The organism is Caulobacter sp. GW821-FHT09A05 (assembly GCF_059418465.1).
Map to the genome: position 1 here is coordinate 1 of NZ_JBWKPX010000032.1, position 16,379 is coordinate 16,379.

Below are 16,379 nucleotides of genomic sequence, written 5' to 3' on the forward strand. Positions count from 1 at the left end.
CCCTCAAGCCTCGCTTGAGAGAGTGAATCATGCCCAGTCCCGCACCGCTACGGACTTCTTCAACAGCCTGCTAGGTCCTCTACACCTTCGGCACGGCCATGCCGCGCCGCACGGCCGCGCGCTCGCCGACCCGCTCCAGCCAGGCCCGCACAGCCGGCAGGGGCGGCCGGTCCGGCTGGACCTTCTCCAGCGTCTCCAGCGCCGCCAGGGTCCAGGCGTAGCTGGCGATGTCGGCGATCGAATAGTCGTCGCCGGCCAGGTAGCGGACCTTTTCCAGACGCCCCTCCATCACCCCCAGCAACCGGCGCACCTCGTCGGCGAAGCGGTCGATGGCCAGCTCGACGGCCTCGGGGGCGCGCAGGGCGAAATAGCCCAGCTGGCCGGCCATCGGCCCCAGTCCGCCGACCTGCCAGAAGGTCCACTCCAGCGCCGCCACCCGCGCCGGACCCGAGGCCGCCAGCAGCTTGCCGGTCTTCTCGGCCAGATAGACCAGGATCGCCCCGCTCTCGAACACCGATTGCGGTCCCTCCGGCGCGTCGTGGTCGACGATGGCCGGGATCTTGTTGTTGGGCGAGACGCGCAGGAAGTCGGGCGCGAACTGCTGGTTCTGGCCGATATCGACCGGGTGGACCTGGTAGTCCAGCCCCAGCTCCTCCAGGGCGATCGGAATCTTGCGGCCGTTGGGCGTGGTCCAGGTGTAGAGGTCGATCATGGCGGGTCTCCGCTTGCCGCCCAGGCATAGAACGCCAAGCAGGCCGTCAGGGCCACGCCCTGGTAGGCGCGCGCCAGCCGCCGCGCTAGGGTCGGGCCATGGTTCGTTCCCAGCAAATCGCCTCGTCCGAAGTCCTGGCCGCCCGCGCCATCGACATTCTCGCCACCCTGGTGGCCTTCGACACCACCTCGCGCCGGTCCAACCTCGCCCTGATCGAATGGGTCGAGGCCTATCTGTCCGATCTGGGAATCACCTCGCGGCGGGTGCCCAACGCCGACGGGACCAAGAGCAACCTGCTGGCCAGCATCGGCCCGGCGATCCCGGGCGGGATCGTGCTGTCGGGCCATACCGACGTGGTGCCGGTCGACGGCCAGCCCTGGTCCAGCGACCCGTTCGTCCTGACCCCGCGCGACGGCCGGCTCTATGGCCGGGGAACCTGCGACATGAAGGGCTTCCTGGCCCTGGCCCTCGCAGCGGCCCCGGACCTGGCCAGGGTGCCCCTCAACCGCCCCGTCCACCTGGCCTTCTCCTATGACGAGGAGATCGGCTGTCTGGGCGCGCCGGACATGATCGCGGTGATCGCCGGCGAACTGCCCCGCCCGGCCCTGGTGGTGGTCGGCGAGCCCACCGACATGGTCGCGGTGCGCGGCCACAAGGGCATCGCCAGCTTCCGCGTCACGGTCACCGGCCGCGAGGCCCATTCCAGCCTGACCCACCTGGGCGTCTCGGCCAACATGGTCGCCATCAAGCTGATGAGCCACCTGGTCGAGCTGTCCGAGCGGCTGGAGCGCGAGGCCGATCCCGCCTCGCCGTTCACCCCCAAGGGCGCGACCCTGACCGTCGGCCAGGTCAATGGCGGCACGGCGGTCAACATCCTGGCCCGGGAGTGCGTGTTCATCTTCGACCTGCGCGTCCCCGCCGGCCTGGAGCCCAAGGCGATCCTGGCCGACTTCTTCGCCCTGGCCGGCCGGCTGGACGCCGGGATCAAGGCCAAGGCTCCCGAAGGCGGCGTGGTGGTCGAGACCCGCTCGATGACCCCGGCCTTCGCCCCCGAGGTCGACGGGGCGGCCGAGACCTTCGCCCGCCGCATCGCCGGCGACAACGGCCCGCCCCGCGTCGTGCCCTACGCCGCCGAGGCCGGCCAGTTCCAGGGCGCGGGCTTCTCGACCGTGATCTGCGGCCCCGGCTCGATCGACCAGGCCCACCAGCCCGACGAATATGTCGAGGTCAGCCAGATGGAGCGCGGCGCGGCCTTCATGCGCCGGCTGGTCGAGGATCTTTCCCAGGCGTGACGGCCGGCGATCGGTGGCGGCGGATGACGATCCGCCGGCCGAAGAACGCCACCGGGTCGATCGCCATGGCCCGCAGGATGTCCCAGGAGCCGGCCCTGCGGCCCGCCTGCAGCGCGCGCCGAGAGGCCAGGATCGGATCCAGCGCCTGGCGCTGGAAGGCGGCCCGGATCCCGCGCACCACCGGCGCGGCGTCGCCCCGTCGCCAGTGCAGCAGCAGCAGGCCGGCCGTCACCGCCACGTGCAGGGGCGCGGTCAGCCACAGCAGGAGCGGCGGGGTGTTCTTGATGAAGGTCCACACGCGATTGCGCGAGCCGTGGAAGATGGCGAAGTCCGAGCGCACCCCGGTGCTGGCCGAACCCACGTGCTCGACCACCGCCCCCGGCAGCAGCAGGGTCGGCTCGCCGGCCAGCCGCAGGCGATAGCCCAGGTCGACGTCCTCGCAATAGCAGAAGAACCGCTCGTCGAAGCCGCCCAGCTGCAGGAACAGGTCGCGATCGATCAGCGTCGCCGCCCCGCAGGCCGAGAACACCTCGCCCTCGGGCAGGTCGGCCGGCAGGCGACGACGATAGCCGCCCCGGAACGGGATGCCGGCCGAGGTCATCACGTCGCCCGCCCCGTCCATCAGGCCGGGCGCGTCGGCCACCATCTGCAGCGAGGTGAAGCAGCGGACGTCCGGGTGGCGCGCCGCGCCCGCGACCAGGGCCTCCAGCCAGTCGGGCCGGGCGTAGGCGTCGGGGTTGAGCAGCGTCAGCCAGCGTCCCTTCGCCTCGCGCGCCGCCAAGTTGTTGCCCGCCGCGAAGCCGAGATTGACGCCCGGCTCCAGCAAGCGGATCGACGGGTCGGCCGCCGCCGCGGCCTGGGGCGCGCCGTCAGTCGAGGCGTTGTCGACCAGCAGGACCTCGAAATCGGTGAAGGTCTGGACCCGCAGCGCCTCCAGGCAGCGCGCCAGCGTCGGACCGCTCTGATACGAGACGACGATGACGCTGACGAGCGGCGGCGAACCCATGGACACGACTGTTCTATTGAAGCCAAGCGGGGGAACTGGCTAACACAGCCCGACCTCTCTCAGGTACAGTGATCGTGATGAAATATCTCCGCGACCTGGCTTGGCGCCATGCGCCGGCGTTCAGCCAGGCGATCTCGACGCGTTTGCCCGCCCTCCGGGCCTACCACCTCTACGGCTGGCGCCGTCGCGCCCGGCCGCCGCGCGTCGCGCCGATCACCATCGCCGGGTTCCATGGCGCGGTCCTCGGCCTCGGCGAGGCGGTCCGTTCGGCGACTCTGGCCCTGCGCGAGGCCGGCGTGGCGGCCCGGGCCTGGGATATTTCCGAGCTGATGGGCCATGCGCGACGCCTGCCGGCCGGCGACACCAACCCGCCGGCGCCGGGCCCCGGCGTCCTGATCGCCCAGATGAACCCGCCGGAGCTGATCCGCCTGATCGGCACGACGGGATCGGCGACGTTCGAGGATAAGTATATCATCGGCTGCTGGGCCTGGGAGCTTTCCGAGATCCCCGCGTTGTGGAAGCCGGCCTTCCGTTATGTGGACGAGGTCTGGGCCTTGTCGGAATTCACCGCCGACGCCATCCGCCGCGCCGCACCGCGGCGGGTGAAGGTGCGCGTCATGCCCATCGCCGTTCCGTTGAACGACATGGCTCCGGCCCGCGACCGGTTCGGGTTCGGCGACGAGACGATCGTCCTGTGCGCCTTCGACTTCCGCTCGACCATCGCCCGCAAGAACCCGCTGGCGGCTCTGGACACCTTTCGGCGCGCCAAGGCCCGCGCGCGACGGCCGGCCACCCTGGTGTTCAAGACGGTCGGGGGCGACGCCGCCCCCGAGGCGCTGCGCCAGCTCCGAGAGGCGATCGGCGACGCCGCCGACGTGAGGCTGATGACGGAGGCGCTCAGCGCCATCGAGCGCGACCAGCTGCTGGCCAGCAGCGACATCCTGCTGTCGCTGCACCGCTCCGAGGGGTTCGGCCTGCTGCCCGCCGAGGCCATGGCGGCCGGCAAGGCCGTGGTCGCCACCGCCTGGTCCGGGAACCTCGACTTCATGGACGACGCTTCCGCCGTCCTCATCCCCTACGATCTGCGCGCCGTGGAGGACAGGCAGGGCATCTATAGCGGCGGCCTGTGGGCCGAGGCCGACACCCAGGCCGCGGGCCAGGCCCTGGCCGAGCTGATCGACGACCCCGAGCGCCGCGCCCACCTGGGCGTCGAGGCCAGGGCCATGATCCAGCGCCGCCTCGCCCCATCGGTCGTCGCCGCGCGGATGCGCGACGCCCTGGGCCCGGCCGTCGCCTCGGAGGGGCCGAGCCGCGAGGATTGAGCCGCCCTTCATTCCCCGCCGATCACGCCCTCTCCCACTCCGCCCGCACCGCCGGATCCTCCTCCGCCACCGCCCCGGCCAGCCGCGCGAAGGCCGTCGCGTCCAGCAGCCGTCCCGCCGCCCAGACCGCCGCGCCGCGCACCGTCGGCGAGGGATCGGCCAGCAACGGCTCGACCACCGCCATCAGCCCGGCGTCGCCGCTGTTGCCGATCGCGTAGAGCACGTTGCGCACGAAGCGGTCGCGGCCGATGCGCTTGACCGGGCTCTTGCTGAACAGGGCCCGAAACGCCGGATCGTCCAGCCCGGCCAGTTCGGCCAGCGACGGGCCCTTCAGGGTCTCGCGGGCGTGGAAGGCCATCTCGCTGGACAGGCTGGCGAACTTGTTCCACGGGCAGGCGGCCAGGCAGTCGTCGCAGCCGTAGATGCGGTTGCCCAGGGCTTCCCGGAACTCGACCGGGATCGGCCCCGACAGCTCGATGGTCAGGTAGGAGATGCAGCGCCGCGCATCCAGCTGGTACGGCGCCGGAAAGGCCCGGGTCGGGCAGATGTCAAGACAGGCGCGGCACGAGCCGCAATGGTCGCGCTCGGGCGGGTCGGCGGGCAGGTCCAGGGTGGTCAGCACGCTGCCCAGGAACAGCCACGAGCCGAACTGGCGCGAGACCAGGTTGGTGTGCTTGCCCTGCCAGCCCAGGCCGGCCCGTTGGGCCAGGGGCTTTTCCATCAGCGGGGCGGTGTCGACGAACACCTTCACCTCGCCGCCGAACCGGCCGTGCATCCAGCGGGCCAGGGCCTTGAGCCGCTTCTTGATCACCTCGTGATAGTCGTCGCCCTGGGCGTAGACGCTGATGGCCGCGCGTGACGGATCCTGCAGGGCCAGCAGCGGGTCGTGCTCGGGACCGTAGTTGACGCCCAGCACCACCGCCGTCTTCGCGTCGGTCCACATGGCCGTGGGGTGCGAGCGCCGGTCCAGCGTCTCCTCCATCCAGCCCATGGCCCCGTGGAAGCCCTCGGCCACGAAGTCGCGCAGCCAACCGCCGTTGGGCCAGGCGTCGCTGGCGCTGGCGAAACCGCAGGCGTCGAAGCCAAGCCGCAGGGCCTCGGCGCGGATTTCGTCCCTCAGCGCCCGGTTCGGAGGGTCAGAAGTCGAGATCGTCATAGTGCGCGACCGGCGCCAGGCCCGGCCAGCGATCGGCCAGGATGGGTCGGAAGGCGGGCCTGGACTTCAGCTTCATGTACCAGGTCTTGGTCGCCGGGAAGTCCTTCCACGGCACGTCGCCGAAATAGTCGATCACCGACAGGTGGGCGGCGGCGGCGAAGTCGGCCAGGCTCATCCGCCGGCCGGCCAGCCAGTCGCGGGTGTTCAGCAGGCCCTCGATGTAGTCCATGTGGGCGCGCAGGGCGTCGCGGCCCCGGCGCAGGGACGACAGGTCCGGCGCGCCCAGCCGCAGCAGACGCTTTTCCATCTTCTCGTGCAGCAGGAAGCCGTTGACCTCGTTGTCGAACTTGCGGTCGAACCATTGCAGCAGGCGGCGCGCCTCGGCCCGCTCGCCCGGTTCGCGGCCCAGCAGGGCGGGCTCGGGCTCCTGCTCCTCGATGTGCTCGAGGATCGCGCGGGCCTCGGCCACCACCGTGGTGCGCTGGTGGCGGGTCTCGACCAGCACCGGCGGCACGCCCGACGGGTTGAGCTTGAGGAACTCGGCCGGACCTTCCCAGTAGCGCACCTGCACCTCGACGAACGGCAGACGCTTCTCGCCCAGGGCGAGGCGCACCTGGCGGGAGGCCGGGTCCAGAGGAAAATGGTGAAGGGTTCGTTCGACGCTCATGCCCACGCGCATTCAGGCTGCATCGTTCGATCGATGCGCCGCTTTGCTTAACAACAGCTTGCTGAACGCCGCTTATCGCCGGGGTTCATGGTCAAAATGCGGGCATTCCCTCTCGGACCCCGGCTTGAGGCCCCGGCTCAGCGCTCGGCGTCGGCCGGGGCGTTCATCCGGCCGATCAGATTGGTGGTGCTCTGGCCGGGCTTCAGCTGGGCCAGCAGCACCTTGCCGCCATAGCCCAGCACCACGTCCGAGCCGACCACCGTCTCGACCGTATAGTCCGCGCCCTTGACCAGGACGTCGGGACGGAAGGCCTGGATCAGGGTCAGCGGCGTCGGCTCGTCGAACAGCACCACCAGGTCCACGGCCGACAGCGAGGCCAGCACCGTGGCGCGGCCGCCTTCCTTCTGCACGGGCCGGGTTGGCCCCTTCAGGCGCTGGACCGAGGCGTCGGTGTTGAGGCCGACGATCAGCCGGTCGCAGGCGGCCCGGGCCTGGGCCAGCAGCGAGACGTGGCCCGGATGCAGCAGGTCGAAGCAGCCGTTGGTGAAGCCGACCTTCAGGCCGCGCGCCCGCCAGCCGGCGACGACGGCCAGGGCCCCGTCGAGGTCGGCGATCTTGTCGGCGACCGGGTCGGCGTGCTCGCCGTGGGCCAGGCCGACCAGTTCGTCGGCGGTGACCACGTCGGTGCCCAGCTTGGCCACCACCAGGCCGGCCGCCAGGTTGGCCAGGCGCGCCGCGTCCAGCGGACTGGCGCCGCGCGCCAGCGCCAGCGCCAGGGTGGCGGCCACGGTGTCGCCGGCCCCGGAGACGTCGAACACCTCCAGGGCGGTGGCGGGCAGGTGGACCGGGGCCTCGCCGCGCGCGGCCAGGGTCATGCCCGCCCCGCCGCGGGTGATCAGGGCGGCCGACAGGTTGGGGGCCGTGGCCAGGATAGCGCCGGCGGCCTCGGCGGCGGCCTCGTCGCCGGCTCCGGTCACGCCCGTGGCCTCGGCGGCCTCGCGACGGTTCGGCTTGATCAGGGTGGCGCCGTCGTAACGCGAGAGGTCGCGGCTCTTGGGGTCGACGATCACCGGCTTGCCGGCCGCGTTGGCGGCGGCGATGGCGGCCTTCAGCACCAGCGGGGTCAGCACGCCCTTGGCGTAGTCGGACAGCACCACCACGTCGACCTCGCGCAGGTGGGCGTTGAACGCCGCCAGCAGGGCCTGGCCGTCGGCCTCGCCCCGGTCCTCGCGGTCGGCGCGCAGCATCTGGTGCGAGCCGGAGATGTAGCGGGTCTTCTCGGTGGTGCGGCGGCGGGCGTCGACGATCAGGGCCGAGTCGAGGCTGGCCTCGCGGTCGATCAGGCCGGTCAGCACCCGGCCGGCGTCGTCGTCGCCGACCACGCCCACCAGCACCGCCCGGCCGCCCAGGGCCGCGACGTTGCGGGCCACGTTGCCGGCCCCGCCCAGCATCACCGTCTCGCGCTCGACGGCGATCACCGGCACCGGCGCCTCGGGCGAGATGCGGTCGACGGCCCCGTAGACGAAGCGGTCCAGCATCACGTCGCCCAGCACCAGCACGGTGGCGCCCGCGAAGGCTCGCGGCAGCTTGGCCAGGGTGTCGTCCATCGGGTGGGTCGCTCGTCGTCTCTGCGGAAAGCGCCATTTGGCCCCGCCGGACGCGGTCGGCAAGCCCGGCGATGCGCGCTCAGCGCGGCGGGACCTCGCCGAACGCCCCGCCATGCGGCTCGGCCACGCCGCGCGGATCGGGGTGAAGCAGGATGTCGGCGGCCGGAAAGGCCTCCAGGACGCGGTTCTCGGCCGCCACCATCACCGCGTGGGCGACGCTCAGGACCAGGGTCGGATCCAGGTCCATGTGGGCCTGGACGTGCATGTAGGGTCCCGAGGCCCGCGTGCGCACCTGGTGGACGCCGAGCACGCGCGGATCGGCGGTCAGCAGGGTGATGATCTTCTCGCGGTCCTCCAGAGGCAGTTCGTGATCCATCAGCTGGTGGGCCGCCTCGCGGAACACGCCGATCGCGCCCCACAGCAGCCACAGGGCCACGGCCAGGCCGGCGGCGGCGTCCACCCAGGCCAGGTGCAGCAGGCTGGCCGCGCCGACGCCGACCAGCGACACGGCGTTCGAGGCCAGGTCGGCGGCGTAGTGGGCGCGATCGCCCGACACCGCCACCGAGCGCGTCCGCCGGGTCACCTCGGTCTGGGCCCGGATCAGCATCAGGGTCAGGACGATCGAGGCGGCCATGACGCCGACGCCCAGGGCGCCATGCTCGGGCGGCTCGGCGCGGGCGAAGGCGCGGACGGCCTCCTGGCCGATCAGGGCCGCGGAGGCGAACACCAGTCCGCCCTGGGTCAGGCTGGCGAAGGCCTCGGCCTTGCCGTGGCCGAAGCGGTGTTCCGCGTCGGGCGGCTCGGCGGCGTAGCGCACGGCGTAGAAGGTGATCAGCGAGGCGATCAGGTCCAGGCCGCTGTCGGCCAGCGAGGCCAGCATGGCCACCGAATGTCCCATCAGCCAGGCGGCGCCCTTGATCACGATCAGGATCGCCGCCACGCCCACCGACAAGGTGGTCACGCGACGGGTGAGCACCAGGGACTCTGCGGGGGTCAAGGCGGGGGCGGACATGCCGCCTGTGTAGCAAGCGCCGCGATGCGGCCCCAGCGAGAACGACTCGCGCGAGAGGTTCGCAAGGGCAAAGACGGGGACACACACTCATGGCAAGGCCGCGCAAGACTGGCCCACGCTGTGGAATGAGTGTGTGTCCCCACCTCAAGCCGCGAGCCCGCTAGGCCGCCGCCTTGGTCCTCGGCCCCACATAGACCGACTGCGGGCGCACCAGCTTGCCGGTGGCCAGCTGTTCCCGCGCGTGGGCGATCCAGCCGGCCGTGCGGCCCATGGCGAACACGCAGGTGAAACTGGCCGGCGGCAGGCCCAGGGCCTCCAGCAGCAGGGCGGTGTAGAACTCGACATTGGTCTCCAGCGGCCGGTCGGGCTTGTGGTCACGCAGGATCCGCAGGGCGGCCTGCTCCACCGCCTCGGCGAAGGCCAGGCGGCCGGGCACGGTGTTCGAGGTCTGGGCCAGCTGGCGGATCGCGGCTTTCAGGGCGTCGGCGCGGGGGTCGCGGACCCGGTAGATGCGGTGCCCGAAGCCCATCAGCCGATCGCCGCGCGCCAGGGCCGCCAGGAGCCAGGCCTGGGCGTTGTCGGGCGTCCCGATGGCGTCCAGCATCTCGATCACCGGGCCCGGCGCGCCGCCGTGCAGCGGGCCCTTGAGGGCCGAGATCCCGGCCAGCACCGCCGAGGTCAGGCCGGCGCGGGTGGAGGCCACCACTCGCGCGGCGAAGGTCGAGGCGTTCAGGCCGTGATCGCAGACCGTGACCAGATAGGCGTCCAGCGCTCGGGCCTCGCCGTCCGTGGCCGGAACGCCGCGCGCCATCCGCAACATGTCGGCGGCGTGCGACAGGGCGGGATCCGGGGCGACCGGCGACCGGCCGGCCGCGACGCGCAGCACGGCGGGCGTGAAGACCGCCGGGGCGGCGATCAGCAGCAGGGCCGTGTCGAGGCCGTCGCCGTCCGGCAGGCGGGCGATCAGGGCGCGGACGGCCTCGACGGGATCGCGCCCGGCCAGGCCCTCGTCCAGGGCGGCGAGCTCGGCGAAGGCGCGGACCCGGGCCGCGCCCAGGGCCGGGGCCAGGTCCGACGGCATGCCGTCGAAGAAGCCGTCCAGCAGCAGGTGGGCGACGTCCTCGAACCCGGCGCGGTGGGCCAGGTCCTCGACGGCGTAGCCCCGGATGGTCAGGCGGCCGGCCAGGCCGTCGACGTCGGACAGCACGGTGCGGGCGGCGACAACGCCCTCCAGGCCTTCGGCGGCCGGGGCGGAAAGACCTTGTGACATGGATCAGGTCTCCTTTCGGCCGCCAATCCACGCCTCCAGGACTTGATCGTCAATCTTGATCAATATAATCAATGTGAATGGCCGAATGGATCGACGCGGAACAGGCGATGGCGGCGCTCGGCGTGCGGGCCCAGACGCTGTACGCCTATGTCAGTCGGGGCCGGGTGGGCGCGACCGCCCACCCCGACGATCCGCGCCGCAGCCTGTACCGCGCCTCCGACGTCGCGGCGCTGGCGGCGAAGAAGGCGCGCGGACGGCGAGCCGCCGACGTGGCGGCGGAGGCCATCGCCTGGGGTGAACCGGTGCTGCCCTCGGCGATCACCACGATCCTCGAGGGTCGCCTCTATTATCGCGGCCAGGACGCCGCGGAGTTGGCCCGCATGCACAGCCTGGAGCAGGTCGCCCGCCTGCTGCGCGGCGGCCACGGCGCGCCATTGACCGGGCCGGAGCCGAAGAAGCCGAAGAAGGGCGAGACGCCGCGCGCCCGGCTGTTCTCCACCCTGGCGGCCCGCGCGGGAACCGATCCGCCGGCCCGGGGCCGCGCGCCCCTGGCCCTGGCCATGGAGGCGGCCGGCCTGCTGGAGGCCGCCGCCGACGCCGTGGCCGGGTCGATTGGCGACGGGCCGATCCATCGGCGACTGGCCGACGCCTGGGCTCTGGACGCCGCCGGCGCCGACCTGATCCGCCGGGCCCTGGTGCTGCTGGCCGACCACGAGCTGAACGCCTCGACCTTCGCGGTGCGGGTCGCCGCCTCGACCGGGGCCTCGCTGGCGGCGGCGTCCCTGGCCGGGCTGACGGCGCTGTCGGGGCCCCTGCATGGGGGCATGGCGGCGCGGGTGGAGACGTTCGTCGACGAGGCGGAGCGGCGCGGGCCGGCCCGGGCGGTGGCCGAACGCCTGGCCCAGGGCTCGGCCATGCCCGGCTTCGGCCACCCGCTCTATCCGGACGGCGACCCGCGCGCGGCGGCCCTGCTGGACGCCTTCAAGGTCCCGGCCGCGATGGCGCAACTGCGCGCGGAGACCGAGGCCGCCACCGGCCAAGCGCCGAACATCGACTTCGCCCTGGTGGCCATGGCCCGGACCCTATCCCTGCCCGTCGATGCGCCGTTCAGCCTGTTCGCGGTCGGCCGCATGGCCGGCTGGCACGCCCACGCGATCGAGCAGCTGCAGACGGGCAAGCTGATCCGGCCAAGGGCGCGGTACATCGGGCCCAAGCCGGCGACGGCGGGTTAGGCGCCCGGTCGGTTGAGGTCCTTGAGGCCGTCGCTGCCCTCCAGGATCGCCGCGATGTCTCCGTCGCTGATGACGAAGGCCTCGAGCGCCGAACCGGCCGAGCAATGATCGACCGACGCCCTTATGGTCCGTCGCAGGGCGTTCCGGACGATCCGGACACGGGCCGGGCCCGGCCTGTCCAAGGCCGCAAGCGGGATATCCACCAGGCCCGCTCGCGAGAAACAGCCGTCGACGACGAAATCGGTGCGCGCCTCGGTCGCGGACCGGGCGATGATCAGTCGAACCTTGCCGACTTCGGCGTTGGCGCCGCAGGCCTCGACAGGGTTCCAGCCGGAGAGATTACCGTCGCGGCGGCAGGACAGGCGCCACGGGCCGATCATCCGCGGATCGCGAGGATCGTCCTGCCAGGCCGGCGTCGGACCAGCCTGGACCACCGCCATCGTGGCTAGCACCATAAGGGAAGAAAGCATGAGCCGCCCCGGTTGAGACGCTCATGCTAACTCATCCGAGCGGTGACGCTAGGCCCGCTCGTGAACCGCCTCTTCCGCCGCCAGGGGCTGGGGCAGACGCGAGACCATCTCCTTGGGGCAGACCTGCCAGAACAGATCGCGCACCCGGTCCCAGTCGCGCAGCAGGCTCTCGGCGAAGGCCGAGTCCGTCTCGCGGGCGTGTTCGGCCACCAGCGAGCGCAGCACGCCTTCCCAGTAGGGCGAGGCCAGGCGCTGGACCAGGATGCTCTCCGGATTGACCAGGTTCTCGAACCGGCCGTGCTGGTCCAGGACGAAGGCCATGCCGCCGGTCATGCCGGCTCCGAAGTTGCCGCCCGTCGGGCCCAGGATCACCACCTGGCCGCCGGTCATGTACTCGCAGCCGTTGGCCCCGCAGCCCTCGACCACCGTGGTGGCGCCGGAGTTGCGGACCGCGAAGCGCTCGCCGGCCTGGCCGGCCGCGAACATCCGACCCGAGGTGGCCCCGAACAGCACGGTGTTGCCGATCAGGGTGTTGGTCTCCGGCGCGGCCAGGCCGCGGGCCGGCTTGATCACGATCGTCGCCCCCGACAGGCCCTTGCCGACATAGTCGTTGGCCTCGCCGGTCAGCTCGATGCGCAGGCCCTGGACCGCGAAGGCCCCCAGGCTCTGGCCGGCCGAGCCCTTGAGCTGGACGGTCAGGTGGCCGGCGGGCAGGCCCTTCATGCCGAACTTGCGCACGATGTGGCTGGAGGTGCGCGAGCCGATCGACCGGGCGGTGCTGCGGACCGTGTAGGTCAGCTGCATCTTCTCGCCGCGCTCCAGCAGGGGCGCCGCGTCGCGGACGATCTGGGCGTCCAGGGTGTCGGGCACGGCGTTGCGGCCGCCCTCGACGGTGCAGTACGGCTTGTTCTGGCCGGGATCGGCGCGGACCAGCAGCGGGTTCAGGTCCAGGTCGTCCAGGTGCTCGCCGCCGCGGCTGACCTGGGCCAGCAGGTCGGTGCGGCCGACGATCTCCTGCAAGGATCGGAAGCCCAGGCCCGCCAGGATCTCGCGGACTTCCTCGGCCACGAAGCTGAACAGGTTGATGACCTTTTCCGGCGTGCCGGTGAACTTGGCGCGCAGGGCCTCGTCCTGGGTGCAGACCCCCACCGGGCAGGTGTTGGAATGGCACTGGCGGACCATGATGCAGCCCATGGCCACCAGGGACGCGGTGCCGATGCCGAACTCCTCGGCCCCCAGCATGGCGGCGATCACCACGTCGCGGCCGGTGCGGATGCCGCCGTCCGTGCGCAGCACCACCGAGTGGCGCAGGTTGTTCAAGGTCAGCACCTGGTTGGCTTCCGACAGGCCCATCTCCCACGGGCCGCCGGCGTACTTGACCGAGGTCTGCGAGGACGCGCCGGTGCCGCCGACATTGCCGGCCACCAGGATGACGTCGGCCTTGGCCTTGGCGACGCCGGCCGCAATGGCGCCGATGCCGGTGGCGGCCACCAGCTTCACCGTGACCCGGGCGATCGGGTTGATCTGCTTGAGGTCATAGATGAGCTGGGCCAGGTCCTCGATCGAATAGATGTCGTGGTGCGGCGGCGGGCTGATCAGCATCACGCCGGGCGTGGCGTGGCGGAGCCGCGCGATCATCTCGGTGACCTTGAAGCCGGGCAGCTGGCCGCCCTCGCCGGGCTTGGCGCCCTGGGCGACCTTGATCTCGATCTCGCGGCACTGGTTCAGATATTCGGCGGTGACGCCAAACCGCCCCGAGGCCACCTGCTTGATGGCGCTGTTGGGGTTGTCGCCGTTCGGCAGGGGCTTGTAGCGCGCGGAGTCCTCGCCGCCCTCCCCCGACACCGACTTGGCGCCGATCCGGTTCATGGCGATGTTCAGCACGCCGTGCGCCTCGGGGCCCAGGGCGCCCAGGCTCATGCCCGGCGTGACGAAGCGCTTGCGGATCTCGTTGACGCTCTCGACGTCGTCGGTCGAGATCGGGTTGCGGTCCGAGCGCCAGTCCAGCAGGTCGCGCAGCTGGATCGGCTTCTGGGTGCGCAGGCCGTTGGACCAGCGGCGGTACAGCTCGAAATCGCCGGTGTCGCAGGCGCTCTGCAGGGTGTGGATCAGCCGCGCCTCGAAGGCGTGGGCCTCGCCCGAGCGGCGCAGCTTGTAGAGGCCGCCGACCGGCAGGGTCACGGCCGGCTCGCCCCAGGCCTTGCGGTGCAGCTCGACCGCCTTGCTCTCCAGGCCCGCCAGGCCGATGCCCGAGATGCGCGAGGGCATGCCGGGGAAGAACTCGGCGGCCAGGGCGCGCGACAGGCCGACGGCTTCGAAGTTGTAGCCGCCGCGGTACGAGGAGATGACGCTGATGCCCATCTTGGAGATGATCTTCAGCAGGCCGCCCTCGATGGCCGTCTTGAAGTTGATGCAGACGTCACGCAGCGACTTGTCGCCGACCAGGCCGCGCTCCAGGCGGTCCTGGAAGCTTTCCTGGGCCAGGTAGGCGTTGACCGCCGTGGCCCCGACCCCGACCAGCACCGCGAAATAGTGGGTGTCCAGGCACTCGGCCGAGCGGACGATGATCGAGACGTACGACCGCAGGCCCTTGTTGACCAGGTGGGCGTGAACGCCGCCGGTGGCCAGGATCATCGGCAGGGCCACGCGGTCGGCCTGCGATCCCTCGTCGGTCAGGACGATGGCGCCGCAGCCGCGCAGCACCGCGTCCTCGGCCTCGGCCCGGATGCGGTCCAGATTGGCGCGCAGGGCGTCGCCCGGACGGGCTTCCGGGGCGGGCAGCGGCATGGTGCAGTCGATGACGGCGACATTCTTCTGGCCCAGAAGGCCGTGGATGCGCTCGTACATGCCGGTGGTCAGGACCGGGCTTTCCAGCACGTAGACGTCCGCCTGGGCGGCGTCCTGGGCCAGGATGTTGCCCAGGTTCTTAAACCGGGTCTTCAGACTCATCACGCCGGTCTCCCGCAGGGGGTCGATCGGCGGGTTGGTCACCTGGCTGAAGTTCTGGCGGAAGAAGTGGCTGAGCGGCCGGTACTTTTCCGACAGCACGGCCAGCGGCGCGTCGTCGCCCATCGAGCCGACGGCTTCCTTGCCCTCCTCGACCATCGGGGCCAGGACCATTTCCAGGTCCTCGAGGCTGAAACCGGCGGCCGCCTGGCGGCGGATCAGCTCCTCGCGGCCGTACTTGCGCGGCTCGGGGCCGGGGCCGATCTCCTTTTCGAGATCGACCATGTTGCCCAGCCACTCGGTATAGGGGTGGCGGCCGGCCAGCTCGTCGATGATGGCGTCCTCGCCGTAGAGCTTGCCCTCGCCCAGGTCGATGGCGATCATCCGGCCCGGCGAGATCGCCAGCTTGCGGGTGATGCGGCTTTCCTCGACGCCGCACATGCCCGCTTCCGAGCCCATGATCACCAGGCCGTCGTCGGTATAGGCCACGCGCAGCGGGCGCAGGCCCGAGCGGTCCTTGCCGGCCACGACCCAGCGGCCGTCGGTGGCGCACAGGGCGGCCGGGCCGTCCCACGGCTCCATCACCGCGTTGCAATAGCTGTAGAGGGCCTTGTGCGAGGCCTTCATGTGCGGGCCGTTGGCCTCGGGGACCAGCAGGGTCTTGGCCATCGGCGCGTCGCGGCCGGCCCGAACCAGCACCTCGAAGGTGTTGTCCAGGTTGGCCGAGTCCGACCCGCCCGGCTGGATCACCGGCTTCACGTCGTCCCCGAACTCGCCGAAGGCGTCGGCCGCCATCTTGATCTCGTGGGACTTCATCCAGTTGATGTTGCCCTTGATGGTGTTGATCTCACCATTGTGGGCCAGCATCCGGAACGGCTGGGCCAGGCGCCATTGCGGGAAGGTGTTGGTCGAATAGCGCTGGTGGAAGATCGCCACCGCCGCGGCGAAGCGCTCGTCCTTGAGGTCGGGATAGAACTCGTCGATGTGCTCGGCCAGGAACATGCCCTTGTAGATCAGGGACTTGGCCGAGAACGAGCAGATGTAGAAGTCGCTGATGTTCTGGGCGTGGACACGCTTTTCGATGCGCTTGCGGCACAGGAACAGGGCGCGCTCCAGCGCCTCGCCCTCCAGGCCGGCCGGGGCGGCCAGCATGATCTGCTCGATCTCGGGACGCGTGGCGTTGGCCTTCTCGCCGATCACCGAGGTGTCGACCGGCACCTGGCGCCAGCCATAGATGTAGAAGCCGAAGCGCAGGGCTTCCGCTTCCACGATCGTGCGGCAGGCCTCCTGGGCGCCCAGGTCGGTGCGCGGCAGGAAGATCTGGCCGACGGCGACCGGACCCTGGCGCAGGGCGTGGCCGGTACGGCGCACCTGGTCGACGAAGAAGTCCTGCGGGACGCTGACCAGCACGCCGGCCCCGTCGCCGGTCTTGCCGTCGGCGTCGACCGCGCCCCGGTGCCACAGGGCCTTGAGGGCCTTGATCGCCAGTTCGACGACCTCGCGGCGCGGCTGGCCGTCGATGGCGCAGACCAGGCCCACGCCGCACGCGTCGCGCTCGGTCGAGGGGTCGTAGGCGTGGCCGTCGATCAGGGCCTGGCGGTTCTTCAGATAGAGGTCGATGTCTTGGGCCATGGCGGCCTCCCAGAAGGGTGTCTTTGGTCCGCCCTCGTCCTTCGACAAGCTCAGG

Annotated in this window: 12 protein-coding genes; 3 read left to right on the forward strand and 9 right to left on the reverse strand. The window is 71.4% G+C overall.

Features of this window, described 5'->3' with window-relative positions:
• Positions 1–79 precede the first annotated feature (79 nt).
• On the reverse strand, positions 80–712 hold the full coding sequence (locus AC07NX_RS22080; RefSeq protein WP_494644748.1) for a glutathione S-transferase N-terminal domain-containing protein: 633 nt from the start codon (positions 710–712) through the stop codon (positions 80–82).
• A 98-nt stretch (positions 713–810) separates the two neighbouring features.
• Between AC07NX_RS22080 and argE the strand changes: the two genes are divergently transcribed.
• Positions 811–2,004, forward strand: coding sequence for an acetylornithine deacetylase (gene argE, locus AC07NX_RS22085; RefSeq protein ID WP_494644750.1), 1,194 nt, complete (start codon positions 811–813; stop codon positions 2,002–2,004).
• Here the strand turns inward: argE and AC07NX_RS22090 are convergent.
• Positions 1,967–3,010 (reverse strand): glycosyltransferase family 2 protein, encoded by a 1,044-nt coding sequence (locus AC07NX_RS22090; RefSeq protein WP_494644752.1) that lies wholly within the window; start codon positions 3,008–3,010, stop codon positions 1,967–1,969. The two genes, argE and AC07NX_RS22090, sit on opposite strands and share 38 nt — an antisense overlap.
• A gap of 77 nt (positions 3,011–3,087) precedes the next feature.
• Here AC07NX_RS22090 and AC07NX_RS22095 point away from each other — a divergent pair, with 77 nt between their 5' ends.
• Positions 3,088–4,332, forward strand: a complete 1,245-nt coding sequence (locus AC07NX_RS22095) for a glycosyltransferase family 4 protein (RefSeq protein WP_494644754.1) — start codon at positions 3,088–3,090, stop codon at positions 4,330–4,332.
• A 22-nt stretch (positions 4,333–4,354) separates the two neighbouring features.
• On the opposite strand, the gene queG is transcribed toward AC07NX_RS22095, so the two are convergent.
• The 5 genes from queG to AC07NX_RS22120 all read right to left on the reverse strand — a co-directional run bounded on the left by queG (position 4,355) and on the right by AC07NX_RS22120 (position 10,044).
• On the reverse strand, positions 4,355–5,488 hold the full coding sequence (gene queG / locus AC07NX_RS22100; protein ID WP_494644755.1) for a tRNA epoxyqueuosine(34) reductase QueG: 1,134 nt from the start codon (positions 5,486–5,488) through the stop codon (positions 4,355–4,357).
• Complete coding sequence (gene fzlA / locus AC07NX_RS22105) at positions 5,469–6,155, reverse strand: FtsZ-binding protein FzlA (protein ID WP_494644756.1); 687 nt, start codon at positions 6,153–6,155, stop codon at positions 5,469–5,471. Before fzlA ends, queG begins: the two co-directional genes overlap by 20 nt.
• Positions 6,156–6,292: 137 nt before the next feature.
• Positions 6,293–7,762, reverse strand: a complete 1,470-nt coding sequence (gene rfaE1, locus AC07NX_RS22110; RefSeq protein WP_494644758.1) for a D-glycero-beta-D-manno-heptose-7-phosphate kinase — start codon at positions 7,760–7,762, stop codon at positions 6,293–6,295.
• A 79-nt stretch (positions 7,763–7,841) separates the two neighbouring features.
• Complete coding sequence (locus tag AC07NX_RS22115; RefSeq protein ID WP_494644759.1) at positions 7,842–8,774, reverse strand: cation diffusion facilitator family transporter; 933 nt, start codon at positions 8,772–8,774, stop codon at positions 7,842–7,844.
• A 160-nt stretch (positions 8,775–8,934) separates the two neighbouring features.
• Positions 8,935–10,044 (reverse strand): citrate synthase/methylcitrate synthase, encoded by a 1,110-nt coding sequence (locus tag AC07NX_RS22120; RefSeq protein ID WP_494644760.1) that lies wholly within the window; start codon positions 10,042–10,044, stop codon positions 8,935–8,937.
• A gap of 77 nt (positions 10,045–10,121) precedes the next feature.
• On the opposite strand from AC07NX_RS22120, the gene AC07NX_RS22125 reads away from it, so the two are divergent.
• On the forward strand, positions 10,122–11,276 hold the full coding sequence (locus AC07NX_RS22125) for a citrate/2-methylcitrate synthase (protein WP_494644762.1): 1,155 nt from the start codon (positions 10,122–10,124) through the stop codon (positions 11,274–11,276).
• Here the strand turns inward: AC07NX_RS22125 and AC07NX_RS22130 are convergent.
• Both AC07NX_RS22130 and gltB read right to left on the reverse strand, forming a co-directional pair.
• Entirely contained in the window at positions 11,273–11,746 is a 474-nt protein-coding gene (locus AC07NX_RS22130) for a hypothetical protein (protein ID WP_494644763.1), read from the reverse strand. The two genes, AC07NX_RS22125 and AC07NX_RS22130, sit on opposite strands and share 4 nt — an antisense overlap.
• 48 nt (positions 11,747–11,794) lie before the next feature.
• Positions 11,795–16,324: a glutamate synthase large subunit gene (gltB, locus tag AC07NX_RS22135; RefSeq protein WP_494644764.1), complete on the reverse strand. Its 4,530-nt coding sequence runs from the start codon at positions 16,322–16,324 to the stop codon at positions 11,795–11,797.
• Positions 16,325–16,379: the final 55 nt, after the last annotated feature.